This is a genomic window from Pseudomonas sp. MWU15-20650, assembly GCF_023242475.1.
GTDB lineage: Bacteria > Pseudomonadota > Gammaproteobacteria > Pseudomonadales > Pseudomonadaceae > Aquipseudomonas.
This window is the reverse complement of sequence record NZ_JALJFG010000037.1, coordinates 16,945-41,367: the sequence shown is the minus strand read 5'-3', so window position 1 is coordinate 41,367 and position 24,423 is coordinate 16,945. Positions and strand designations below refer to the sequence as shown.

The 24,423-nt window shown below is 57.5% G+C and carries 26 protein-coding genes and 1 pseudogene; 16 read left to right on the top strand and 11 right to left on the bottom strand.

Annotation, left to right across the window (positions count from 1 at the left end):
* Window positions 1-9 precede the first annotated feature (9 nt).
* Together M5B43_RS22745 and M5B43_RS22740 are read left to right on the top strand one after the other, a co-directional pair.
* Window positions 10-915, top strand: coding sequence for a LysR family transcriptional regulator (locus M5B43_RS22745; protein ID WP_248752186.1), 906 nt, complete (start codon window positions 10-12; stop codon window positions 913-915).
* A 165-nt stretch (window positions 916-1,080) separates the two neighbouring features.
* Window positions 1,081-1,875, top strand: a complete 795-nt coding sequence (locus M5B43_RS22740) for a class II aldolase/adducin family protein (protein WP_248752185.1) — start codon at window positions 1,081-1,083, stop codon at window positions 1,873-1,875.
* 175 nt (window positions 1,876-2,050) lie between these two features.
* Here the strand turns inward: M5B43_RS22740 and M5B43_RS22735 are convergent, their stop codons facing one another.
* On the bottom strand, window positions 2,051-3,133 hold the full coding sequence (locus M5B43_RS22735; protein WP_248752184.1) for an LLM class flavin-dependent oxidoreductase: 1,083 nt from the start codon (window positions 3,131-3,133) through the stop codon (window positions 2,051-2,053).
* A 163-nt stretch (window positions 3,134-3,296) separates the two neighbouring features.
* A complete protein-coding gene (locus M5B43_RS22730; protein ID WP_283099584.1) occupies window positions 3,297-3,548 on the bottom strand; it encodes a helix-turn-helix domain-containing protein in 252 nt (83 codons plus the stop codon).
* Window positions 3,549-3,602: 54 nt separating this feature from the next.
* Between M5B43_RS22730 and glsB the strand changes: the two genes are divergently transcribed.
* The gene (gene glsB, locus M5B43_RS22725; RefSeq protein WP_248752183.1) at window positions 3,603-4,511 is read left to right on the top strand and encodes a glutaminase B; all 909 of its coding nucleotides are present in this window, start codon (window positions 3,603-3,605) and stop codon (window positions 4,509-4,511) included.
* Between the two features lie 379 nt (window positions 4,512-4,890).
* Here the strand turns inward: glsB and M5B43_RS22720 are convergent, their stop codons facing one another.
* From M5B43_RS22720 to M5B43_RS22710, 3 genes are all read right to left on the bottom strand, one after another.
* Window positions 4,891-5,400 (bottom strand): DUF6622 family protein, encoded by a 510-nt coding sequence (locus M5B43_RS22720; protein WP_248752182.1) that lies wholly within the window; start codon window positions 5,398-5,400, stop codon window positions 4,891-4,893.
* A gap of 370 nt (window positions 5,401-5,770) precedes the next feature.
* Complete coding sequence (locus M5B43_RS22715; RefSeq protein WP_248752181.1) at window positions 5,771-7,015, bottom strand: saccharopine dehydrogenase family protein; 1,245 nt, start codon at window positions 7,013-7,015, stop codon at window positions 5,771-5,773.
* 28 nt (window positions 7,016-7,043) lie between these two features.
* Window positions 7,044-8,141: a carboxynorspermidine decarboxylase gene (locus M5B43_RS22710; RefSeq protein WP_248752180.1), complete on the bottom strand. Its 1,098-nt coding sequence runs from the start codon at window positions 8,139-8,141 to the stop codon at window positions 7,044-7,046.
* Window positions 8,142-8,431: 290 nt separating this feature from the next.
* On the opposite strand from M5B43_RS22710, the gene M5B43_RS22705 reads away from it, so the two are divergent.
* On the top strand, window positions 8,432-9,040 hold the full coding sequence (locus M5B43_RS22705) for a LysE family translocator (RefSeq protein ID WP_248752179.1): 609 nt from the start codon (window positions 8,432-8,434) through the stop codon (window positions 9,038-9,040).
* A gap of 97 nt (window positions 9,041-9,137) precedes the next feature.
* A complete protein-coding gene (gene metE, locus M5B43_RS22700; protein WP_248752178.1) occupies window positions 9,138-11,426 on the top strand; it encodes a 5-methyltetrahydropteroyltriglutamate--homocysteine S-methyltransferase in 2,289 nt (762 codons plus the stop codon).
* Window positions 11,427-11,658: 232 nt separating this feature from the next.
* Here metE and M5B43_RS22695 read toward each other — a convergent pair whose 3' ends face one another.
* The gene (locus M5B43_RS22695) at window positions 11,659-12,813 is read right to left on the bottom strand and encodes a DUF1624 domain-containing protein (protein WP_248752177.1); all 1,155 of its coding nucleotides are present in this window, start codon (window positions 12,811-12,813) and stop codon (window positions 11,659-11,661) included.
* Between the two features lie 72 nt (window positions 12,814-12,885).
* Between M5B43_RS22695 and M5B43_RS22690 the strand changes: the two genes are divergently transcribed.
* On the top strand, window positions 12,886-13,428 hold the full coding sequence (locus M5B43_RS22690; protein ID WP_248752176.1) for a DUF924 family protein: 543 nt from the start codon (window positions 12,886-12,888) through the stop codon (window positions 13,426-13,428).
* Window positions 13,429-13,503: 75 nt separating this feature from the next.
* Here the strand turns inward: M5B43_RS22690 and M5B43_RS22685 are convergent.
* A pseudogene (locus M5B43_RS22685) lies at window positions 13,504-13,629 on the bottom strand (IS5/IS1182 family transposase); the annotation flags it as partial.
* A 458-nt stretch (window positions 13,630-14,087) separates the two neighbouring features.
* On the opposite strand from M5B43_RS22685, the gene M5B43_RS22680 reads away from it, so the two are divergent.
* The 7 genes from M5B43_RS22680 (at window position 14,088) to M5B43_RS22650 (ending at window position 19,071) form a co-directional block, all read left to right on the top strand.
* Window positions 14,088-14,834 (top strand): AzlC family ABC transporter permease, encoded by a 747-nt coding sequence (locus M5B43_RS22680; RefSeq protein ID WP_248752175.1) that lies wholly within the window; start codon window positions 14,088-14,090, stop codon window positions 14,832-14,834.
* Window positions 14,831-15,157 carry a hypothetical protein gene (locus tag M5B43_RS22675; RefSeq protein WP_248752174.1) on the top strand — a complete coding sequence of 109 codons (327 nt, stop codon included), beginning with the start codon at window positions 14,831-14,833 and terminating at the stop codon, window positions 15,155-15,157. Before M5B43_RS22680 ends, M5B43_RS22675 begins: the two co-directional genes overlap by 4 nt.
* Complete coding sequence (locus M5B43_RS22670) at window positions 15,154-16,179, top strand: LeuA family protein (RefSeq protein WP_248752173.1); 1,026 nt, start codon at window positions 15,154-15,156, stop codon at window positions 16,177-16,179. The genes M5B43_RS22675 and M5B43_RS22670 overlap by 4 nt, the downstream gene beginning before the upstream one ends.
* 22 nt (window positions 16,180-16,201) lie before the next feature.
* Complete coding sequence (locus M5B43_RS22665; RefSeq protein WP_248752172.1) at window positions 16,202-17,071, top strand: sugar phosphate isomerase/epimerase family protein; 870 nt, start codon at window positions 16,202-16,204, stop codon at window positions 17,069-17,071.
* A 119-nt stretch (window positions 17,072-17,190) separates the two neighbouring features.
* A complete protein-coding gene (locus M5B43_RS22660) occupies window positions 17,191-18,192 on the top strand; it encodes an FAD-binding oxidoreductase (RefSeq protein WP_248752171.1) in 1,002 nt (333 codons plus the stop codon).
* A 224-nt stretch (window positions 18,193-18,416) separates the two neighbouring features.
* Window positions 18,417-18,734 carry a hypothetical protein gene (locus M5B43_RS22655; protein ID WP_248752170.1) on the top strand — a complete coding sequence of 106 codons (318 nt, stop codon included), beginning with the start codon at window positions 18,417-18,419 and terminating at the stop codon, window positions 18,732-18,734.
* Window positions 18,735-18,801: 67 nt separating this feature from the next.
* On the top strand, window positions 18,802-19,071 hold the full coding sequence (locus M5B43_RS22650) for a hypothetical protein (protein ID WP_248752169.1): 270 nt from the start codon (window positions 18,802-18,804) through the stop codon (window positions 19,069-19,071).
* Between the two features lie 23 nt (window positions 19,072-19,094).
* On the opposite strand, the gene M5B43_RS22645 is transcribed toward M5B43_RS22650, so the two are convergent.
* Entirely contained in the window at window positions 19,095-20,528 is a 1,434-nt protein-coding gene (locus M5B43_RS22645) for a lipase family protein (RefSeq protein WP_248752168.1), read from the bottom strand.
* 174 nt (window positions 20,529-20,702) lie between these two features.
* Here M5B43_RS22645 and yfcF point away from each other — a divergent pair, with 174 nt between their 5' ends.
* Window positions 20,703-21,332: a glutathione transferase gene (yfcF, locus tag M5B43_RS22640; protein ID WP_248752167.1), complete on the top strand. Its 630-nt coding sequence runs from the start codon at window positions 20,703-20,705 to the stop codon at window positions 21,330-21,332.
* Between the two features lie 7 nt (window positions 21,333-21,339).
* On the opposite strand, the gene M5B43_RS22635 is transcribed toward yfcF, so the two are convergent.
* A complete protein-coding gene (locus M5B43_RS22635; protein WP_248752166.1) occupies window positions 21,340-21,585 on the bottom strand; it encodes a hypothetical protein in 246 nt (81 codons plus the stop codon).
* A 138-nt stretch (window positions 21,586-21,723) separates the two neighbouring features.
* On the opposite strand from M5B43_RS22635, the gene M5B43_RS22630 reads away from it, so the two are divergent.
* Window positions 21,724-22,368 carry an ATPase gene (locus M5B43_RS22630; RefSeq protein ID WP_248752165.1) on the top strand — a complete coding sequence of 215 codons (645 nt, stop codon included), beginning with the start codon at window positions 21,724-21,726 and terminating at the stop codon, window positions 22,366-22,368.
* A 45-nt stretch (window positions 22,369-22,413) separates the two neighbouring features.
* Complete coding sequence (locus tag M5B43_RS22625; RefSeq protein WP_248752164.1) at window positions 22,414-22,755, top strand: hypothetical protein; 342 nt, start codon at window positions 22,414-22,416, stop codon at window positions 22,753-22,755.
* A 138-nt stretch (window positions 22,756-22,893) separates the two neighbouring features.
* Here the strand turns inward: M5B43_RS22625 and M5B43_RS22620 are convergent, their stop codons facing one another.
* Together M5B43_RS22620 and M5B43_RS22615 are read right to left on the bottom strand one after the other, a co-directional pair.
* Entirely contained in the window at window positions 22,894-23,640 is a 747-nt protein-coding gene (locus M5B43_RS22620; RefSeq protein WP_248752163.1) for a creatininase family protein, read from the bottom strand.
* 30 nt (window positions 23,641-23,670) lie between these two features.
* On the bottom strand, window positions 23,671-24,384 hold the full coding sequence (locus M5B43_RS22615; RefSeq protein ID WP_248752162.1) for a murein L,D-transpeptidase catalytic domain family protein: 714 nt from the start codon (window positions 24,382-24,384) through the stop codon (window positions 23,671-23,673).
* Window positions 24,385-24,423 lie beyond the last annotated feature (39 nt).

The following is a 24,423-nucleotide window of genomic DNA, read 5'->3' as shown; positions in this document are numbered from 1 at the left end:
GCAGCCCAAATGAAAATTGACGATATCGATGCCTTTGTCGAAGTGATTCGTTGCCAGTCCATCAGCCATGCCGCCGAGTCGTTGCAACTGACCCAGCCGGCCATCACTCGCCGCGTGCAGAACTTCGAGCAGGCGCTGGGGGTGGAGCTGTTCGACCGCAACACCAAGCCCCTCAAGCCTACGCTGATCGGCACCCGCGTCTATGAACAATGCCGGCTGATCCTGCGCGAGATGGATGCCCTGCGCGAGTTGGTAGCCACGGATGCACCGCCGACCGGCGTGCTGCGCCTGGGCGTACCGCAGACCATCGGTGATGTGGTGTTGCTGGACGCGCTCAAGCACTTGCGTACGCACTACCAGGACCTGCGTGCCCAGGTCGCTACTGGTTGGGGCAGCCAATTGGTCGGCAAGATCGAACGCGGCGAGCTGGATGCGGCGGTGGCCTTGTTTCCGGCCGGCAAGATTTTCCCTGACAACATCGTCGGTGAGTCCATCGGCAAGATGGAGCTGGTGGTGGTGTGCGCCAAGGCGCAGTTACCAAAGAAGCCGTGCAAGCTGGCCGATGTGTACCAGAACGGCTGGATTCTCAACCCGGATGGTTGCGGCTTTCGCGCCGGCTTGCAGCGCACCTTGTCTGACCAGGGCTTGGCGCTGCGGGTGAACCTGGAGACCTTCGGCACGGAGCTGCAATTGGGGTTGGTGGCCGATGGCTTGGGCCTTGGCCTGGTGCCGCGCCCATTGCTGGAGCGCAGTGCGCATCGTGAACACTTGGCGGTGATGCCGCTCAAGGACTTCAAGCCGGTGATGGATTTGTGGCTGATCTACCCGCATTTTCTTGGCAACCTGCAAGGCCCGGTGGATGCGTTCGGCCAGTGGGTAGCGGAGTCTTTGCATAAGATTCGTAGTGCTGCTTAACCTTGTAGGCGGGGGCTTGCGTCCTTCCGCATTTATCCAGTGTCGTGAGCACGACCTTTATGAAAAACAATAATAATTAGCTTAGATTAAAATGTGCTTTTTATTATTTTTGACCATCCCCTAGTCTTGCCTGGAAGTCCTTAAGGCCATCCAGGAAGATCCGCCATGAGCAGCGTCACTCCGATTTCCAGTGTCTCCAGCAATGTTCGCCAGCGGGTCACCCCGCAAGAGTGGGAGGTGCGGGTCAAGCTGGCCGCCGCCTATCGACTGGCGGCCCTGTACAAGTGGACCGACCATATCTACACCCATTTCTCCGCCCGGGTACCGGGCCCCGAGGAGCATTTCCTGATCAACGCCTTCGGGTTGCTGTTCGATGAAATCAGCGCCTCCAACTTGGTCAAGGTCGACCTTGATGGCACCCTCGTCGATGACCCCACTGGCCTGGGGATCAACTACGCCGGCTACGTGATCCATAGCGCCATCCACGGCGCACGCCACGACCTGCAAGCGGTGTTGCATACCCATACCCGCGACGGCATTGCGGTGTCGGCGCAGCAGGGCGGCCTGCTGCCGATCTCCCAGCATTCGATTGCGTTCTCCGGGCGTGTGGCCTACCACGGTTACGAGGGCGTGGCCCTGGACCTGGACGAACGCGAGCGGCTGGTGGCGGACCTGGGCGACAAGAGTGTGATGATCCTGCGCAACCACGGGTTGTTGACGGCCGGTGTCAGCGTCGAGCATGCCTTCCAGCAACTGCAAGGGTTGGAGCGGGCGTGCAATATCCAGATTGCCGCCCAGGCGGCGGGGAATGCCGAGTTGATCTTTCCTCCCGCAGAGGTGGTGGCCAAGGTGGAAGAGCAGGCCAAGGTGTTCAGCAGTGGGGAAGGGCCGGGTGTGGCACGGCATTGGAATGCACTGGTACGCCAGCTGGAGCGTACCGACACCGACTACAAAAACTGATCCTGAGGGCTCGGTAATCAACGGTGGGAGGGGGCAAGCCCCCATGTCAGTCAGTTAAGCGCTAGAACGAGCAATCGGTAACCTGTGGCGAGCGGGCTTGTCACAGTGATAGTGTTTTCTTGACTGACTGGCATTGGGGCAAGCCCCCTCCCACCGTTCGAGACCTGCTGTGTGCTTAGGCGACGTGTTGGGCCTGTTCGCGCTCAGCGATGAGTTGGCGGGTGAGCGGGATCAAGCGCTTGCCGTAATCAATCGCATCATTGAGCGGGTCGAAGCCACGAATCAGGAACGTGGTAATCCCCAGGTCGTAGTAGTCCAGCAGCGCTTCAGCGACCTGCTCAGCCGTCCCTACCAGCGCGGTGGAGTTACCTTGCGCCCCCAGCAACCCGGCAATCGCGGTCCACAAACGTTTGTCCAATCGCGACCCCTGCGCCGCCGCCGCCAGCAAGCGTCGCGAGCCTTCATTGGGTGGTTCACGGCGCACAAAGCCGTTCTTCTCGGCCAGTGCCGTGGCTTGCTGCAAAATGTGCTCGGCACGCTGCCAGGCCAGCGCCTCGGTCTCGGCGAGGATCGGCCGCAACGACAAACTGAAGCGAATCGTACGCCCGTGCCTGGCTGCTTGCGCGCGCACTTGGGTCACGACTTCGCGCACCTGCTCATAGGTTTCGCCCCACAGTGCATACACATCCGCGTGCTTGCCCGCCACCGCAATCGCTGCGGCTGACGAGCCGCCGAAGTACAGCGGAATATGCGGTTGTTGCGGTGACTTCACCGTGGAGTGCGCACCTTCCACCTGGTAATACGTGCCGGTGAAATCGAAGGGCTGTTCGCGGGTCCATTCCTGGCGCACCACGCTGAGGTACTCGTCGGTGCGCGCGTAGCGTTCGTCCTTGCCGATATGGCTGCCGTCGGCGCGCAGTTCGCGGTCATCGCCCCCGGTGATGATGTGCACGGCGGTGCGCCCGCCGTTGAATACATCCAGCGTAGCGAACTGGCGCGCAGCCAGTGTGGGCTGGGTGAAGCCCGGGCGATGGGCGATAAGAAATTGCAGCGTGGTGGTGACACTGGCCGCATGGGCAGCGATCAGCGTGCTGTCCGGGCTGTTGGAGTGGAAGGCTACCAGGGCGCGGTCGAAGCCGGCCTCTTCGTGGGCGCGGGCCACGGTCTCCACATAATCTGGCTGCAGGGTTGGGCCGCTGCGCGGATGGATCTCGGAGGCGTGGTGGCCGCCAATATAGCCGATGAATTCAATGCTCATGGTCAGGTCCTTGTCGAGGTTGATAAACCAGCCTCCACCGGGCAAGGGGTCGGTCCGTAGCGTGAAAGTAGGGCCAGCAGCCGCGCCTGTAAAATGCCGATTGGTTCTAACCTAATTATTAAAATATAAAATGATAGGGTGTAACTTTATCAGGAACTTGCATTTATTCGGCCGCCTCGCGCATTGCGATACCGCGCTGCGATTGATGACCCGCCACGGCCATGCGAACCGCCAGATAACGTGCCGGCGGTTGCCCCACCGCCTTGCGGAACAGGGTGATAAAGCCGCTGGCGTTTGCATCGCCCAGGTCCAGGGCTACGGTCTGCACGCTTTGGCCCAGGATGAGCAGGTCTCGGATGTGGCGTATTTTTGACTGCGCACGCGCGGATTGTGGCGAGGATTCCGGGCATTTCAGGTATCCTCGTCGCCCCGTTTATCACCCATTCGAAGACAGATGACAGGACAAGACATGCAGGCGATGCTTTCGTCGATTCTCGACGAAGTACGTCCACTGATCGGCCTCGGTAAAGTCGCCGACTACATCCCCGCGCTGGCCGACGTACCCGCCAACCAACTCGGTATTGCGGTGTACGGCAACGACGGTTCGGCCTACTGCGCCGGTGACGCCGACACCCTGTTCTCGGTGCAGAGTATTTCCAAGGTGTTCAGCCTGGTGCAGGCCATCGATCATGGCGGCGAAACCATCTGGGAGCGCCTGGGGCACGAGCCGTCGGGGCAACCGTTCAACTCCATGGTGCAACTGGAATTTGAACGCGGCCGTCCGCGCAATCCCTTTATCAACGCCGGTGCCTTGGTGATTTGCGACATCAACCAATCGCGCTTTGCCGTGCCGATCCTGTCGATGCGCGACTTTGTGCGGCGCTTGTCGGGCAACCCGCAAATCCTGGTCAATAGCGTTGTCGCCGAATCAGAAGCCCAACACGGCGCGCGCAACGCGGCCATGGCCTACCTGATGAAGTCATTCGGTAATTTCCACAATGATGTGGACGCGGTGCTGCACAGCTACTTCAACTACTGCGCGTTGCAGATGAGTTGCCTGGACTTGGCCAGGGCCTTCAGCTTCCTGGCCAACGAAGGCGTCAGCGCCCACAGCGGCGAGCAGATCCTGACCGCGCGCCAGACCAAGCAAGTGAACTCGATCATGGCCACCAGCGGGCTGTATGACGAGGCGGGTAATTTCGCCTATCGGGTTGGGTTGCCAGGTAAAAGCGGGGTCGGCGGGGGGATTGTCGCCGTGGTGCCAGGGCAGTTCACGGTGTGCGTGTGGTCGCCGGAATTGAACGCAGCGGGGAACTCCCTGGCGGGGATGAAAGCGTTGGAGTTGTTGAGTGAGCGGATTGGGTGGTCGGTGTTTTAATCGCCAGGGATGATGACCGTTCCCACGCTGTGGGGGAACGATCTTACCGATCTCAAGCAGCCGGGTGGCTCTCGTTCAGCGCCTTGTCCACCAAAAAATGGAGCTGCCACGATTCGCGGTCAAACGAAATAGGGTGGCAGCTATACGCGGGTTGACCGACCGGCCAAAGAAGCAAAAACCGGCATACCCGAGGGTATCCCGCGCACGGCTGCCGCGACACGAGACATCAGACGTAAAAAAACGCCTAAGATCGGTGTTGGCGCAGTTGCTCTTTGAAGTCGGACGGTCAAATCCGGCCGCTGAGCTGGCAGCGACGGCGCAAAGGTTCGTCAGCGAAGTTCCGAGCGCCAACCTGAAACCTTTGTGGGATACGTCTGCGCTATACCAGCCCCGAAGAACGGCGAGTCGAACGCATCGCTTGCCCGCACACCCAGCCGCGCCACGCAAAATAGCCGCTCCAAACCCCCAGGGTGCCCGACACGGCCATTTGCACCGCCCACACTCCAAGGGCCGGCACGTGCATCGCATGGGCAACGCCCAGCGCATAGCGCGTGACGAAGATCCCCAGGATGACCAGTAACGGGAGCCAACTACCCTGTACGGTCAGCCGATTATCGTGGGTGTCGAGGCTCACGAAATGAGGGCTCATGAGCCGCGAGAGGGTCGTTGCGCTGATCGCCAAGCCCAGCATCCAATAAGCCAACCCTGCGCGCCAATGGCTGGTGTACTGCAATACGCCGGCCATCGACAGGATCAGCATGCCGACCGGCAGCAACAGGGTGATGGCGGGGCGCACACGACGGGTACGGGTTTGCAGGGCGCCGAAGAGGCAAAGCACGATGAGCAGGGCGAATACCCAGTGGGGGGTATGGGTGATGATGTCCAGCATGGTCCCGTCCTTGAGTCTAGGTTGTCGAAAAAATGAGGACGGGTAGTGTGCACGCATGCTGATGACGAAATGACGAAAGGGGTGGGGGATTATTCTGATTTTATTGGCGTTTTTTCATGATCGTTCCCACGCCGGCTGATGACGAAAGGGCTGGGTGATTCAGGTGCTAAAGATAGGGGCGCCCAAGTCACGGTAGATAGGCCCGGCTGCGCTTTTGAGATGTGTGTTTACCCAAACAAAAAAATGCGCCCCTTGGGGTAATGCCAGTCAGTTAAGAAGGAACACTATCACTCGGTTGCTCGTTCTAGCGCTTAACTGACTGGCATTAGCCCCTTGGGGCGCATTCTTCTGTTCGATCAGCAACCGCCAATCAGGCCGTCGCATCCCAGGCGCGATCACCATTCTCGTCTTTGATCCGAGTTGGCAGCCCCATCACATCCAGCGCTTTGAGGAACGGCTCAGCCGGCAGTTCCTCGACGTTGGCCATGTGTTTTACATCCCACTCGCCACGGGCAACCAACAGGGCCGCCGCCACTGGAGGCACGCCAGCAGTGTAAGAGATGCCCTGGCTGTCAGTCTCGGCAAAGGCTTCTTCATGGCACGCCACGTTGTAGATGAACATCTCACGTGGCTGGCCGCCCTTGGTGCCTTTGACCAGGTCGCCGATGCAGGTCTTGCCGGTGTAGCCCGGGGCAAGCGAAGACGGGTCGGGCAGTACGGCCTTGACCAGTTTGAGCGGCACCACTTCCAGGCCCTCGGCGGTGGTGACGGGTTTTTCGGAGAGCAGGCCGAGGTTTTTCAGTACGGTGAACACGTTGATGTAGTGTTCGCCGAAGCTCATCCAGAAGCGCACGTTGGGCACGTCGAGGTTTTTCGACAGCGAGTGCACTTCATCGTGGCCGGTCAGGTACAGGTTCTGCGAACCGACTACTGGCAGGTCGTCGGTGCGTTTGACTTCGAACATGGTGTTGCTGGTCCACTGGCTGTTCTGCCAGCTCCACACCTGCCCGGTGAATTCGCGGAAGTTGATTTCCGGGTCGAAATTGGTGGCGAAGTATTTGCCATGGGAGCCGGCATTGACGTCAAGGATGTCGATCGAGTCAATGCGGTCGAAATGCTGTTGCTGCGCCAGCGCGGCATACGCGTTGACGACACCCGGGTCGAAGCCCACGCCAAGGATGGCGGTGATGTTCTTCTGCTTGCACTCTTCCAGGTGGTTCCATTCGTAGTTGCCGTACCACGGCGGGGTCTCGCAGACCTTGCCCGGCTCTTCGTGGATGGCGGTGTCGAGGTAGGCAACGCCCGTGTCGATGCAGGCACGCAGTACCGACATGTTGAGGAACGCGGAACCTACGTTGATGACGATCTGCGATTGGGTCTCGCGGATCAGGGCCTTGGTCGCTTCCACGTCCAGGGCGTTCAGCGCGAAGGCTTGGATATCGGCGGGTACTTTGAGGCTACCCTTGGCCTTGACGCTGTCGATGATGGCCTGGCATTTGGAGATGTTGCGCGACGCGATAGCAATACGACCGAGTTCGTCGTTGTGCTGCGCGCACTTGTGGGCCACCACCTTGGCGACACCTCCTGCACCAATGATAAGAACGTTCTTTTTCAATTGCTTTATTTCTCCTATATCCGCCAGCTTACGAAAGGCTGGACAGGTAGTCGTCGTAACCAAATTCACGAACCACCTCGACTGTACCGTCGAGTTGTTTCACTACGATGGACGGCATTTTCAGGCCGTTGAACCAGTTTTTCTTGACCATGGTGTAGCCTGCGGTGTCGATGAACGACAGCCGATCGCCGATGGCCAGCGGACGATCAAATTGATACTCGCCGAAGATGTCTCCAGCCAGGCAGGATTTGCCGCACACCATGACGGTGTGTTCACCCTCGCTCGGCGCCAGCTTGGCGTTGAGGCGGTAGATCAGCAGGTCCAGCAAGTGGGCTTCGATGGAGCTGTCTACTACGGCGAGGTTTTTGCCGTTGTAGAGGGTATCGAGCACGGTGACTTCCAGGGAAGCGCTGTTGGTGATCGCTGCTTCGCCCGGTTCCAGGTAGACCTGCACGCCGTACTTCTCGGAGAACGCTTTGAGCCGCGCGCAGAACGCATCCAGCGCATAGCCTTCGCCGGTAAAGTGGATGCCGCCGCCGAGGCTGACCCACTTGACCTTGTGCAGCAGCTCACCGAAGCGTTCCTCGATGGTGCCCAGCATCTTGTCGAACAGGCTGAAATCGCCGTTCTCGCAGTTGTTGTGGAACATGAAGCCGGAGATCTGCTCGATCACGCCTTCGATCTTTACCGGGTCCCATTCGCCCAGGCGGCTGAACGGACGCGCCGGGTCGGCCAGCAGGTAGTCGGAACTGCTCACCTGTGGGTTCACGCGCAGGCCGCGGGTCTTGCCTTCGGAACGTTCGGCAAAGCGCTGCAGCTGGCTGATCGAGTTGAAGATGATCTTGTCGCAGTTCTCCAGCATCTCTTCGATTTCATCGTCGGCCCAGGCCACGCTGTAGGCGTGCGCCTCGCCTTCGAACTTCTGGCGGCCCAGCTTCAACTCATACAGCGACGAGGAGGTGGTGCCGTCCATATATTGCTGCATCAGGTCGAACACCGACCAGGTAGCAAAGCACTTGAGCGCCAGCAAAGCCTTGGCGCCGGACTGTTCGCGCACGTAAGCAATTTTCTGCATGTTGACCAGAAGCTTCTGTTTATCGATGAGGTAGTACGGCGTTTTGATCATTTTTGAGAGCCTGCGGCGGTGCCTGCCAAAAAAGGACACGCATTGTGCCCGCACTTGGAACAGATCGGAAGGTTCGTAGGCGGAATTTGCGCGCCGCGTTTAATCTGGCCTGTGAATATGACAGGCCATCAGTAGGATGAGCCACCGGGGGGAGGGCGCGCCGTTTTGGCGACGAGAGGTGAAAATGAACGTATGGGTATTGCACGGGTCGGGGCTGAACCACAAACGTACAAGAATCCCTGCAAACCGCCTCAGTAGACTCCCCTTACTTCTTCTACTGCAGGTTCCCCATGGACATCTTCCTCTACGCGTTCAGTGTCATGTACAGCCCCGGCCCGGTGAATTTCATGGGCCTTAATGCCGGGCTCACCGGGAAGTTCCGTCATTGCACCGGGTTCTTCATCGGCGTGGGCTGCGCGATGCTGCTGTTGTTTGCGCTGTTTGGCTACACCGGTGAAGCGATCATTTCCCAGGCGGCGTTACCGTACATTTCGCTGGTAGGCGGCGTGTACACGTTGTACCTCGCTTACCAAGTATTCACGGCCCGCACAGTGGTGGATGAAGCGTCTTCAACCACACCGGTCAAAACCCTCACGTTCTGGAATGGCCTGGTGATCCAGTTGCTTAACCCCAAGGGCATCATGGCGGTGTTGCCGATCACCAGTGTGATGCTGCCGGCGGCGCATATTACTGGGGCGTCCATCTTTGGCGTTTCGGTGTTGCTGGCCATCGGCGCGTTTGGTGCGCCGTGGATTTACGCGGCGCTTGGGGCGTTGCTGGGGCGTCGGATCAACGGGGCGTCGGCCTTTACGTGGTTCAACCGCTGTATGGGCCTGGCGCTGGCCGTGTGTGCATATTTCATGTTTCACGCCTTCTATCTGCACTGGGTACAAACATGAGAAAATCTTGTGATGATCTATAATAAAATGAGTTTGTTTCACGATGAAGGTCTGTCGACAATAGGTCCCATAAACGCACCTATTGGAGTTGTAAGTCATGGCAGTCGCTCATTCCCTCGGATTTCCGCGCATTGGACGCGATCGTGAACTGAAAAAAGCGCAGGAAGCGTATTGGAAAGGCGAGCTTGACGAGGCGGGCCTGCGCGCCGTTGGCCGTGACTTGCGCAAAGCTCACTGGGCACTGCAAAAGCAAGCCGGCATCGAATTGCTGCCGGCCGGTGATTTCGCCTGGTACGACCAGGTGCTGACGCACTCGCTGATGTTCGGCGTGATCCCTGAGCGTTTCCGCCCAGCCGATGGCAAAGCCACCCTGCAAACCCTGTTCGGCATGGCCCGTGGTGTCAGCGACAGTTGCTGCTGCGGTGCCCATGCCCAGGAGATGACCAAGTGGTTTGATACCAACTACCACTACCTGGTCCCCGAATTCAACGTCGACCAGCAGTTCCACCTGGGCTGGGACGAGTTGTTCGAAGAGGTCCAGGAAGCCCGCGACCTGGGCCACAACGTCAAGCCTGTGGTGATCGGTCCGTTGACTTACCTGTGGCTGGGCAAAGCCAAGGGCGGTGACTTCGACAAGCTCGACCTGCTTGAGCGCCTGCTGCCGCTGTACGGGCAGATCTTCCAGCGCCTGGCTGACCTGGGCGTGGAGTGGGTGCAGATCGACGAGCCGATTCTGGTCCTCGACTTGCCGCAAGACTGGAAGAACGCCTTTGAGCGGGCCTACAACCTGATCCAGCGTGACCCGCTGAAAAAGCTGGTCGCCACTTACTTCGGTGGCCTGGAAGAAAACCTGGGGTTGGCGGCCAACTTGCCGGTCGATGGCCTGCACATCGACCTGGTGCGTGCGCCGGACCAATACCCGACCATCCTCGACCGTTTGCCGGCTTATAAGGTGCTGTCCCTGGGTGTGGTCAACGGTCGCAACGTATGGCGCTGCGACCTGGAGAAAGCCCTGGCCACCTTGCAGCACGCTCATGAGAAATTGGGTGATCGCCTGTGGGTAGCGCCGTCCTGCTCACTGTTGCACAGCCCGGTAGACCTGGGCCGTGAAGACAAGCTGGATGCCGAGCTGAAAAGCTGGCTGGCCTTTGCCGTACAGAAGTGTGCGGAAGTTGCGGTGCTGGCTCAGGCCGTCAACGCGCCCGAGGCGCCCGACGTCGTCGCGGCCCTGGCTCAAAGCCGTGCTGTGCAAGCGGCTCGCGCGGCGTCGCCACGTATTCACAAGCCCGCCGTGCAGGCCCGAGTGGCGGCGGTCACTGCCAAGCACAGCCAACGCCAGTCGCGGTTCGCCCAGCGCATTGAGAAACAACGCGCGGGCCTGAACCTGCCACTGTTTCCGACCACCACTATCGGCTCATTCCCGCAAACCGCTTCGATCCGCCTGGCGCGCCAGTCTTACAAGGCCGGCAAACTGAGCGAAGCCGAATACGTCGAAGCCATGCACAGCGAAATCAAGCACGCCGTGGAGGTGCAGGAAAACCTCGGCCTGGACGTGCTGGTGCACGGTGAAGCCGAGCGTAACGATATGGTCGAGTACTTCGCCGAACAACTGGAGGGCTACGTGTTCACGCGCTTCGGCTGGGTGCAGAGCTACGGTTCACGCTGTGTGAAACCTGCGGTGATTTTCGGTGACCTGAGCCGTCCGCACGCCATGACCGTAGAGTGGATCCGCTATGCCCAGGGCCTGACCAGTAAGGTGATGAAGGGCATGCTGACCGGCCCGGTGACTATGCTGATGTGGTCGTTCCCACGCGAAGACGTGAGCCGCGAAGTGCAGGCTCGGCAATTGGCCCTGGCGATTCGTGACGAAGTGATGGACCTGGAAGCCGCCGGCATCAAGATCGTGCAGATCGATGAGGCCGCGTTTCGTGAAGGTTTGCCGTTGCGCCAGGCGCAGTGGCAACACTACCTCGACTGGGCGACCGAGGTGTTCCGTCTGTGTGCCTGCGGCGTACGTGACGAAACCCAGATCCACACCCACATGTGCTACAGCGAGTTCAACGATGTGATCGAGTCCATCGCGGCGATGGATGCCGACGTGATTACCATTGAAACCTCGCGTTCGGACATGGAGTTGCTCGACGCCTTTGAAGCCTTCGCTTACCCGAATGATATCGGCCCGGGCGTCTATGACATCCACTCGCCCCGGGTGCCGGAAGTGTCGGAAATGGCTAACTTGCTGCGCAAGGCGGCCAAGCGGATTCCGTCGGAGCGCCTGTGGGTCAACCCGGATTGCGGGTTGAAGACACGGGGTTGGCCGGAGACGGAAGCGGCGTTGGTTCATATGGTCAGTGCTGCGCGTCAACTGCGATCTGAATTGGCCTGACACGGTCTGAATATGTGGGAGCGGGCTTGTCCCGCGTTGGGGCGCGTAGCGCCCCCAAAGAAGGACGAATGCGGTGTACCCGATACTCCGCGCAGACCGTTTTGGGGCTGCTGCGCAGCCCAACGCGGGACAAGCCCGCTCGCCACAGGGGAATATGGCTGCCTTCAAAAGTTGCGTAGATATCTATGGCCATTGGGGGCAAGCGCCCTCCCACATGTGGAGTCGTGATCGGTCAGAGGTATTTGAGCCAGGCGATGTCGCGCCGCCGTGCTTTTAGCCCGGCAAACCAACGCACTGGCGGGTACAACGCCAGCGGCAGCAACAAGGCGGCCAGCCACACCGCGCCCACACTGTCGAAACCGAAGTAGCTGCCGTGGTTGAGGCCAAACAACGCCACGCACGCGATGTACAACACTTTCAGCACATACAGGTGCAACAGATAAAAGAACATCGGCGCGGCGCCAAATACCGCCAGCAAGTCGATCCAGCGTTTTCGCCCCGCGCGTTCAAGCGCCCGCAACAGCAACAGCCCCGTGCCCAGCGTCAGCGCCAGGAACAACAATGAGGGTGGGTACTTGGTGATATTGAAAAAGCTCATCAGTGTCTGTACGTCGCTGTCATACGCCTGCCAAGGCTGATCGCCGTAACCATTGACCGCTCGCAACAGCACAAAACCCACCAGCGCGCCGATACCCGCGGTCAACAAATAGCGCTGACGCGTGGCCGGCAGTGTGACCTTGGCAAACCAGGGGCCGAGGCCGTAGCCCAGGGCAATCACGCCGATCCATGGCAACACGGGGTAGGTCACGCGCAGGCGCAGGTTTTCAGACACCTCGATCCAACTGCGTTCATGCAGGATCAACCACGCTACCTGCAACGTCGATCCCGGACCGAAGTGCACGGCATCGAGCAGGTTATGCCCGGCAATGATCACCACCGCCAAACCGATCAGCAGCGCCCGGGGCAACCACACCAACGCGGCCAGGGCGATCATGCTCACGCCGATGGCCCAGATCACCTGCATATAGATCACCGTGGGCGGCAACTGGAAGGTCCAGGCGAAGTTGACGAGGGTGAACTCCAGCACCACCAAAAACAGCCCGCGCTTGAACAAAAACGCCGACACGTCGCGCCGGCCCTGATACGTCTGGCCATACAACCAAGCCGATAAGCCAGTGAGCAGCACAAACACCGGTGCACACAGGTGGGCGAGGGTGCGGCTGACAAACAGCGCAGGCTCCGTACTGTCGATACTCATCGGGTCGCTGACCTGGCGATGCAGCAGGAAGGTTTCGCGCACATGGTCCAGTAGCATGAATAGAATCACCAGCCCGCGCAGGGCGTCGATGGACTGCAGGCGTTGGCGTAACGTAGTTGCGTCAGTCATAGGTAGGGAATCGCAAGCGGGCAAATAATTGACGTTATCCTATAACACTAATCGAGGCGCATGATGATCAGCATGACTACACAATCGGCCGAGGCCGTGATCGCATTCTGGAAACAAGCGGGGCCCAAGCGTTGGTTCGCCAAGGATGATGGCTTCGATACAGCCTTTCGCGACACCTTCTATGCCACCCATATGCAAGCGTCGCGGCGCGAACTGGAAGAGTGGCTGGCCTCGGCCGACGGCGCGCTGGCGTTATTGATCCTGCTGGACCAATACCCGCGCAACGCCTTTCGCGGTACCGCGCATATGTTCGCCACCGACCCGCTGGCGCGCCTGTATGCGCGCCAGATGGTGGACGCCGGGCTGGATCAACAGATCGAGCCCCAGTTGCGTGCGTTCTGTTACTTGCCGTTTGAACACTCGGAAGAGCCGCAGGACCAGCAACGCTCGTTGGTGCTTAACCAGCAGTTGGATGCCAACACCTACCACTGGGCCAAGGAACACGCCGATATTATCCAGCGCTTTGGACGGTTTCCTCATCGCAATGCAGCGTTGGGCAGGGCTACGACAGCACCGGAACAGGTTTTTTTGGATGAGGGCGGGTTTGCGGGGTAGGACGCAGGAGGGCGCGATTGCAAGCGCCCTGACTTAATCTTTTGATCCAGGATGGTGTTCACCCGCACACACTCAGGTTGCTCGTACCGCAGTGGAGTCAATCATCCACGTCTCCAGATCAATCAACCCTTGCTCGTTGAGCTTGATGGGGAGCCGCTTGAGCATCTGGTCAAACGCTCCGCGATTGCGCCAATCACAAAAGAGTGGGGCAGTTTGGTGAGGCGAGATGAAAAGAAATTAATATTTAGTTGCTCGTCATCGGCGCGCCAGGAATACAGCGCTTTATAATATGGTTATTTGATTTTTAAATGTGTTTGCGCACTTTTTAAATTGGCTATGTTGTCGTAAGTGCTACTGACTGATTTGTTCCGTTGGGCGTACTTTTGCCGGGTCGGTGGCTCACTTTTCCAAGAATATTAGTGGTCAGTCGGAACGAAGCTGTGTCAGTGGGCAATAGTTGTTTTATACGATACTAAATAAAATTTTAGTATGTCGCAGGCATAAATTGACCTAGCTTGTTACTGCCATGGCGCGCCACTTCAGGGCCATAGAAACCTTGTTCCCCGAGCGGGCGGTTGCTCATGCGGTAAAAAGATCAAACTTCTTTTTAATAACAACTTTGATGTCCGATATTTCTACGCGGAGATGAGGAGGTGATGATGTATGTGTCCCGATTGGCATCCGATTACCTGAGGTTTAGATGCAATAAGCACACCCGCCAGGGCATGGTGGACGCTTTGCCTGTCGTGGTTTCCTTTCTATTTGTGTTCTCATCGCTGGGGGCGCTTTATCACGAAAAGGGTGTCGGGTTCCTCCATACCCTTCTTGGGTCGGCACTCATCTTCGCGGCACCGTTGCAAGTGTCCAACGTCGACGCGATCGCCAATAGCCATTTATTAGCAGGGGTGATGTTGACCTTGTTGGTCAATTTCAGGTTTCTCTTCATGTCCCTGATAATGACCCAGTATTTTTATGGTGTACCTCGAACGCAAGTGTTTTTGGCCATGCTGATGTTCAGTGCCAGTACGTTTGCCGTCACTCACGCGCATTTGAAGTCCTCGTCACTGAAGGATGGAACCTCGCAGTTTAATTATTATCTGGGGGTGTGCGTTCCCAGTTATAGCATGGCGGTAATTGCCACCGCGGGTGGGTATTGGCTGGCCGATTACGTCAATTACTCTTCTTGGGATAGCTATATCACCATGATTTTGCCTATTCATTTCACGGCGCTTGTCGCTAAAAATTCAGCCAACGGAATGACGGTTATTGCGACCTTGATAGGCGGTTTCTGCGCGCCTTTGCTCAATGGCGTGGACAGCCTTTGGTTCACCGTTACCCTGCCGGTTATAGGCGGTATTGCGCTTGCGTTCATATCCTTAAATATCGGAAAACGAGGTGTGGCATGACAGTGCTGTTGTGTATTGCGTGGGTGAGTTATGTGCTTAAGGTACTTCCATTGGTGGCGCAAAGCATGCAGCTTGCCTCTACCGGTTTAGTGGCAAAGTCCATTGAGTATGCGGTGTGTTTCATTATGGGCAGCATTATTTTTAATGTGGCATTGGGTAACGCAAGCCTCGTTCAACTTGTGCAGGGAATGCACGCTCAGTTTGCCCTTGCTGTGTTGACTGTCTTGATCGCGTATTTCACCTGCAAAAGATTGGGTTCGATTCTGATTAGCTTGTTTGTATCGATGGGCGTCTATATCTGTGCAAGGGTGATAATTTCATGAAAACAGTTCGTTTTTTCGACACCACCATGAGAGATGGTGAACAAGGCATAGGTTATTTGTTGGGGACACAACAAAAGCTGGCCATCCTGCAGAAGCTTTTACTCCTAAATGTGGCGGTGATCGAACTGGGTATGGTCACGGCCGCTCAGGAAAGCCGAGAGCTTTTTGAGCAGGCGGTTGATATCGCGGGGAATCAAAACATTGCTGCGCTGTGCCGTCTGCATAAAACGGACATTGGTTTGACCGTCAAGGCATTGAGCCAATTTCCACGCTCGACCCTGAATCTGCTGTGCATTGGTTCGGAAATACATCTGCACAAAAAAATGGGTATGAGTGTCTCAGAGGCTGGCCATCTATTGGACAACGCCATAGCTGCTATCAGGGAAACCCAATACCGCGGCAATATCTATGCGATTTTGGAGGATGCGACGCGTGGCAGTGAAGCCTTATTACATGAGCAAATCCAACGACTGATCGAGCACGGCATCCGCGATATCTGTTTGGCAGATACGGTCGGGGCGATGACGCCTTCCAGCGTCTATACATTGTTCTCGACTTTTATCCGCGCCTATCCAGAGGTCCGTTTTTCGACCCATTTTCACAACGATTTGGGCCTGGCGGTGGCGAATACGATTTGTGCCATTGATGCGGGTGTGCATGAGGTGCAAGTAACGCTTGGCGGGGTCGGTGAACGTTGTGGTAATGCGGCTTTTGAGGAAGTAGTGGCGGTATTGGCGCACTGTCGAGGTTACAAGGGGCAGATGAATGCCATTCCTACGCTCAAAGACACCGTTGACCTGTGTCGCTTTTTTTACCAAGCCGTGGGCAAAGAACCCAATCCGAATAAGCCGATCATCGGTGCCCATGCCTTTTTGACCTGCGCAGGCATTCATCAGAGCGCAATACTCAAGCACCCCGAGACCTATGAATTCATCAATCCAGAAAGTCTGGGGCTGCAACGAGGCTTTCACATTAATCGTTTGTCCAGTCAAAAACTAAAAAACCGCAATACCGATTGTTAAGTCCCTATCAAGGAGTACGTCCATGAGCCTGTCCCAATGCATCGGTTTTTCGACTAATATTTTCGACAACCCGGCCAATATTGCCGAGCTGGTTGAGCACTTGGCCGAGCGATTTCCCGTTGTTGAAATCGAATTTGAAAAAGAACTTCGGCTATTAATTGATTCGGATGAACAGCAGTGGAGGCAACAGCGTGACCGGTTGATCGCCATTCGGAGTGCGACCGGGGTCCAGTATTCCACCCACGCGCCCTACATCGGTATCGATACGGATATTGCCAATGGCGATGAGGTCACCCGTCTTAGCGCGGTGGACTACCTGGGCCACTACATCATGCGAGCGGCCGAAATTGGCGCAAAGTTTATCACTCTACATCCAGGCTACGTGGAGCTCGATGAACACGGGCTCAGTTCTTTTGAGTTTGACCAGTTATCCAAATCGCTGGAGTCACTTTCGGTTATCGCAGCCCGGCATCGAATTGACCTTCTCTTGGAGAATACGGGCCCGGATCGGGAAAAATACATCGTTCTGCTCGATGAGCAACACGATCAGCTCTGTCGACACGGTAATATTTTCCTGACCCTGGACTTAGTACATTTTCATGCGTTTTACCATGATCTTCCGCCTGTCGATTACTGGGAGAAACTTAAGAAGATTCTTCCTGATGTGAGAAACGCGCATTTTAACGATGTGATGAATGGCCAACATATTCACCTGCCTCTCGGCGCTGGAAACTTTGATTTTGATCAAGTGCTTCAATTTATGTACGAGCAGGGATATCAAGGGAATTTCATTATTGAAGAGTCGGGCGGTGGGTACGCGCCTGAGGATTTCGTCATGGCAGGAACAGACTACGCCAAGCAATTGAAGGTCAGTTCGTTCCACCCTCATTGAATACCGCAAAGCAACAGATGGGGGCCGTGTGGTGGGTGGAAGATCGCTGCTTTATGGCAGCGATCTTCTTAGGGGAATTGTGGCGCGTGAATATCACGGATCCAGCATAGAGTAAAAGTATGGGACATAACATATTCCTCGAATCTCATAGTGTAAATTTCGCCGCCCGTGAAGACCAAACGATACTGGAGGCGGCCCAACAGCATCATGTCGGTCTGCAAAAAGGATGTGTTGCCGGGGTGTGTCGAGTTTGCAAGTTAAAGTTAATCGCTGGCGATATAGAGTATCGTGCGGGCGCCACGGTATGTTTAACCGAACGTGAAGTTAACGAGCATTATTTCCTACCCTGCTGCGCGGTCGCCAGAAGCGATATTATTTGTTCAACCGGCTCGACTTATGGCGCTGCAGCGCCCCAACATCCCAAGGAAGGGGTGGTGGTCATTTTCAAGGAACGGCGAGGCTCTGTATTTGTGGTGAGGTTAAAGCTCTCACGGTATAGCCGTATGGAGCCAATGCCGGGTCAGTATGTCGAGGTTGAGATGGGAGACAAGGTCTGTCGATCCTTCTCTATTGCCAACGTACCGCAGCGCGATGGGTTTATTGAATTACATGTGCGCTATCGCCCAGACGGCGTGTTTTCCGAACGCTTGAAGGAGGTGATCGAGCTCAACGACGTGCTCTGGATCAAAGGACCCTATGGCGACTTCGTTCTGGACGAAAGCTCAAATCGCCATCTGCTTTTCATAGCCACAGGAACGGGGATGGCGCCCATTCAGGCGATGCTCACGAGTGGACGGATCAGATGCGATCAGGCAATTCACCTCTACTGGGGGGCCACGTGTGCGCAGGATTTGTATTTTATGGAGATGATTCGGGATCTGCAGAGTCGCTATGAAAGGTTTTATTTCACCCCTGTTTTATCCAGAGCAACGGTTGATGATCATTGGCCAGGAGCAACTGGGTACGTTCAGCATTGCGCAAAAAACAGGATCGGATGCCTCAAAAATTTCGATGTCTATGCTTGTGGATCCCCGCTCATGATTCAGGACGCGTTTCGTGAATTTACAACCCTGTGTCACCTGCCGCCGGTCCAATTTCATTCAGATGCATTTTACGGCTAAAGTAATTGCTGTGGTTGAGCCCAAGCCAGGTAACACAGGCGACATACAGCACTTTCAGCACATACGGGTGCAACAGATAAAAGAACATCGGCGCGGCGCCAAATACCGCCAGCAAGTCGATCCAGCGTTTTCGCCCCGCGCGGTCAAACGGTAGGTCAAATATATCTGGAGAGCCTGAAGTACAGCCATATGCAAGGATACTGACGTTAGCCAGCAGTACGACCATGATGGCGCAGTTGGGGGTGACGCTATATCTACCAGCAATGCCTGATATTGTTGAAGCGTTAAGTATGAGTGAGGCAGAAGGGTACAATGCCTTGCTGATGTATTTGGGCGGTGCCGTGGCTCCAATTGTGCTGGCTGCCTATATTATCCGTATTGTTGGCCGTTCAGTCGTTCTACTCGGGGTCGCACTATTGTTCGGAACCTTGGCGTCACTGGCCATTCCTTTTGGAATGCACATTGTGGCTTTGCTGGCCCTCGGTCTAAGTGCCTTGGGTACGGTGATGATGATTCTACTGTCAATAAAAAGGATTTTATAGGGATAGGCTGGCTAGAAGTGGGTTGTGTATTCCTGCCTTAAAAGCAGGTGTCGTGGATTGCGTTCACGTGAACGCCACAGGTAAGCACACGTTGATGTCTCGTGAGTTTCCGCTTGAGCTTGTGCCTCGCTCGATACTGCTCGTCGAGGATCGAGAGGTGGCTATCAGAGAAGCGGGAAGTTATCACCACCATTCGATTTCGATTTCTGAAATGCTTCAGGCAGAACACAGTGAATATCAAAGCCAAACCACCCTCTTTTCTTCGGTTGGTACGGCTTTCCAAGATGCATGTATCTGTATAGCTATTTTGAAAAAGCTACAGCTCATGGGGGTGTAAGTTCTATCGGGTAGGTACACCGCTCACGCTTGCGCCAGGCTCTGCTCGGCTCCGATGCTACGAAAACGCCGCAACCCCTTCAGATCAATGGCCCAGCGCAGGGCTTCGGTGGCCGAAGGGCGTGGGCCTTGAGTGATCGCCTGTTCGTCCTTGCCAAGTGCGCCGAGGTAACCCTGGGCGCCGCCGCGTTCACTCCAGTAGTGGGTATGGCTGAGCCAGGACTTGGCGAGCCAGCCTTTCCACGTGCCCACGCTCACCGGCAGGTCCAGCACGCCGTTGCCCATCACCGGTTTGACCGGGCCACCGACGATGTCGCCAAACAGGCCGAAGGGGGCAGGGAAGTACAGGTTGGTCCAGCGTGTCACCGCAAACGCCGCCGCATGGTGCAGGTAGTGCGGGGTGAAGTGTTTTTGCCCGAGCATTACCGGTTGGCGGGCGTTGTAACCGTAGCCTTGGTTGTCTTCGGTGGGCGGGCAGGCCGGGGCTTCGCGGCGCTCCATACGTTGCTTGAAATCGCTGACGCTGCGGCCCAGCAACAGGCTGGCATGGGCCATCGGGCTGCCGACGGTGACCAGGTCGCTGATGCGCCAGGGGTTGCCCAGGCCACGCTGTTCGATAAATGCCTCGGCCTGCTGCTCACGAAACTTCAACGTGCGGCCCAGGCTGCCGTCGAGGGCGGCGCCGGATTCAGGCAGCGTATCCTTGACCACCGGTTGCAGTGCTTCGTGGTTGGCATAACGGGCGGCCAGCGCCAGGTTACTGGGGATCACCTGGGTCAGTTGGTCATGATGTTCATGCCAGAGGTAGCCGACGATCTCGTAGGCAATCACGCTGCCCAAACTGTGGCCGACGACGATGATGCGGTCGTAGTCGCCCTTGTTGTGCAGGGCACGCAGCAGGGCTACGCCGTCGGCACGGATCTGTTCGCGCACCATCACGTTCTGCGGGTTGGGGCTGAGGTAGCGGGCCGCATCGCCCAGGTAAGACAGCGCCGAATAGCGCAACCCCAGGCCGATGGCCGCGAGCAGCAGGGGAATCAGTGCGAAAGGGTTGTCGTTGTGATCGAACTGGCCCCAGGCGGTGGCCAGGGTGCCGCTGGCGATCAGCAGCACGATCCCTATCACCGTCCAGCGTGTGCTGCGCCAGATCGGCACGATGGCATCGGGAATATCGCGGCGCGGGCGCTTGAAAATATCCCACAGCCAGGCCAGCAGATGGCCGACCTTGGTGCCCTGCATCTTGTGGGCCCAATAGTACTCGTAGAAGTCCGTGGAGGTACGGCCTGACGACTTCAGGACGCGCAGGTCGAAATTGCGCGACAGCCGATCCGGTTTGCTCCAGTAGAAGGGTTTGCCGTCAGGCGTGTCCGTGGGGATCATTGCCTCGACAAAGCCGCGCAGGGTGTCCATCGGGCGCTGTTCGCCGATGCCGTGGATGACCACAACCGCTTGTTTCATGTGCTGTTCAATCCTTGAATATCACGATGGGCGGGGGGATTTGGCACACTAGCCAATTGCCCTAATATTGCCAGTATTGCAGCCATTCCCGCCAGGAATGCCCCCATAAAAACCTCGCATTGTCTTTATCGGCCCGGATCTCGTAGCGTGGGGGCTCAACCCAGGAGATTGTCCATGAGCCACCGTCCGCTGCGCCTCTACGTTGATTCGATGTTCACCAGCCCCTACGCCCTGTCGGTGTTCGTTACCCTGCGGGAAAAAGGCCTGGCGTTCGAGACCCTTACCTTGGACTTGGACGCGGCGCAAAACCAGGCAGCGGATTACGCTCAACTGTCCCTGACCCAGCGGGTGCCGACGCTCCTGGACGCAGACTTTGCCCTCTCGGAATCTTCGGCGATCACGGAATACCTGGACGAAGCCTACCCCGAGCGCCGCGTTTACCCGGTCGACCTGCAACGGCGGGCGAGGGCGCGTCAGGTCCAGGCATGGTTGCGCAGTGATTTGCTGCCGATTCGCCAGGAGCGTTCGACGCTCGTGGTGTTCTATGGGCAGAAGATGCCGCCGTTGTCGCCGGTGGCACAAGCCGCCGCAGGCAAGTTGATCAGTGCGGCGCAAGCGTTGTTGGCCGGTAACCCTGAGTACCTGTTCGGCGACTGGTCGATTGCCGATGTGGACCTGGCATTGATGCTTAACCGCCTGATCCTCAACGGTGATGCGGTGCCTGCCGAGTTGGTGGCCTATGCGCAACGCCAGTGGCAAAGGCCGTCGGTGCAAGCCTGGGTCAACCTGCAACGGCCTGAGTGAAAGGGCGTTAGAGCCATTCTTGAGTGACGCGCCGGTCGAGGTCTTCCCAATCGGCCATGCCCAGCACCCGCGTGGTGTTCAAGCCACGCAGGTAACCGCGCAGCTGCTGGGCGCTGGCGCAGTGTTGGTCGGCGTCAGCGGTGGTGTCCTGCAGCACGGTTTCATAATCGACCAGGTAATCGGCGACCCGCTCGCGAAACTCCGGCAGTACGGCTTCGCGGATGCGGTCGAAGGTTTTCTGGTGAGGCTTCATAGCGGGTTCCTTATAGGTTTTATGGGCTGCCTGAGACTATCGGTTCAAATGATAGTCACCATCAAGGATCACACGTTCTGTTTTTGTGGAAAACAAGGACAATTGCCCCATCGAGACACGGCTCAAGGAGATTGCGCGATGAGGATGATGATCCAACGGGTATTAATGACCCTGATGCTGGGCACGGCAGTCGTGACCACCCCGGCAATTGCCGATGAACTGCATGCAGGCCATTTGCTGCCACTCGTCGGTAGCGTAGACTTCCTGCAGCGCGCGCAATCGGTGGGTGTGTTGTACAGCGAAAATACCCGCGACAACCTCAGCTACCTGGAACGCTACCATGACATGGCTCTGAACGGCGCCAAAGGTGCCCTGGACGGGCGCATTCGCGAGGCGTTCGTCAACAGCTCTGACCCGGAACTGGCCATCGATTGGTTAATGCACTCGCTGCACGGCACTTTTCTCTCAGTGACGGTCTATAGCAGCCTGGATGCCCTGGTGCAGGCGCATCCGGACGTGGTGGCGGTGCTCGATACCCATAACCAGTTGCTGACCCAGCGTAACGACATCGTCCAAGCGCGCTTTACCGCAAGGTTCTATGACGCGAACCTGCAATACATCGCCAAGGCCGAAGGCTCGGTGGATAAGCAGGTGCCGTCGGTGTGGGTGCACGACAAGTCGGCGCCCGAAATCGCCGCTCTGATCGAGCAGCAAAGAGATGTACAGCAAGATGCCTTGAAGCAGTTTGATGCGTCGCTCAAGGCGCTGGTCCGCACCGGTTGACCCGCGGATCGATGTGAACCCTATTGGTTTTTCTCAGGAATGTTTATGCGCTCTTTTTTCGTCCCGGCCCTGGCCTTTGCTTCTTTGTTGCTGACCGGTTGTATCACTGCTCCCAACTCACCGTCGTTGACCCTGCAAACTGACAAGACCCCTGAAGGCTATGTGCAGTGTGTACTGCCCAAGCTTGAAAAGCATGGCATCACCTCGACCGTGACCCAGAATTCGCGTCACGCCAAAGTGCTGTTGACCAGCAAGATTGCCGCCGATGATGTGCTGGAAGCCTACAAGTCCCAGGACGGCACCAAGGTCTTCCTGTATGAGCGCAAACCGCTGGCCTCGGCGATCAAACCGTCGCGACTCGAGCAGGCGGCCCAGGACTGCAAGTAAGCCCAAGCCCTAATGCCAGTCAGTTAAGAAGGAGAAAGGCTAAAAAGTAACCTGTGGCGAGGGAGGCCACAGATACAGCGTTCAGCCTTAACTGACAGGCATTAGAGCAAGCCCCACAGATTTGGATCGGTATTCGACTCAGGGTTTGGCTTCGTTGCTGAAGCTATCGACTGTCTTGATCAACCCTTTGGCCGCCAACGCCACCAACTCACCACCTTTTTCCACGGTTGCCAGGGCCGGGTCCGAGCCCATGCGCCCATCGGGGAAGCGTGCGCGGAAGTCCAGCGCTTCGCGGATCGGACCGGTGTTGGCGATTTGTGGTGAATAGTCGGCGGACTTGATCGACTCCGGATAAGCCCATTGCGTCACCGCAATTTCCGAGGGGGTTGCGTGGCTGCCGTGGCCCACTGGGAATTGGCGCTGGGCCAGGTCGTTGACGCCTTCCAGGTCCCACCAGTTCACCAGCTTGAGCGCGAACCCGGCCGGGCGGCGGGCGTAGCTGGCCTCGGCGTACAGCTCTGAAAATGCGGCTTCAATGGTGGCGATGTTGCCGCCATGGCCGTTCAAGAACAGGATCTTCTCGAAACCATGCCCGGCCAGCGAACGCACCCAGTCGCCAATCGCGGCGATGAAGGTGGAAGGGCGCAGGGAAATGGTGCCGGGAAAACCCAGGTGGTGCTGGGCCATGCCGATATTGAAGGTCGGGCCGACCAGGATGTCGGCGTTTTTCTGTGCTTGATGGGCGATGATTTCCGGGCACATCCAGTCGGTGCCCAGCAAGCCGGTAGGGCCATGCTGCTCGTTGGAGCCGATGGGAATCACCACGGTACGGCTGCGTTCCAGAAATTGCCCGATCTCGATCCAGGTGGACGTGTGTAGAAGCATGCGAGGCTCTCTTTTATCGATGGGGACAGGCTATCCGCCACGGATTGTACGACTACTCGCCACTTGTTGGGGCTTGCAGTTCAGGTACGTCGAAGACTTCAGCCAATGCTGGTCCGGGTACCAGGAAAACATGAACTGCCCATCCTTGAGCTTGTCCACGACCTGGCGTGCCACCTGCGGGCGCACTGCGGGGCAACCCTGGCTGCGGCCGATACGGCCTTCGCGCTTGCTCCATGCCGGGTTGACGTAGTCGGCGGCATGAATCACCAGGGCGCGATCGCGGGCCTGGTCATTGAAACCGGGTTCCAGGCCGTCCATGCGCAGTGAGTAGCCATGGGTGCCCAGGTAGCTTTCCTGGGTGCGGAACAGGCCCAGGCTGGACTGGTGGCTGCCCTCGAGGTTGGAGAACTGGGTGGCGAAGTTCTCCCCGGAATTGGCGCCGTGGGCCACCAGGTCGCGTAATACCAGGGTCTTTTTGCGCAAATCGAAGATCCACAGCCGACGAGCGGTCGAGGGTTGGGAGTAGTCAATAACCGCTAGGCGATCGGAACGTTCTTCGCCGTTATTGACCGCGCACTGCACCGCGCTCAGGGCGCTTTTCAGTACGGTGGGATTGAGTTCTGGAGCCGAGCGCGCCAGGCTGCTATACAAAGAAGGAGCGGTACCATTGGCGGCGAGCGCACCCGTGCTCAGCGTCGCCAGCGTCACGGTGATCAAGCCGAGGCGGCCTATGAAAGTCAGCATCTACAGAGCATCCCCCGCGGTGGATTGGAGCCAGGTCAA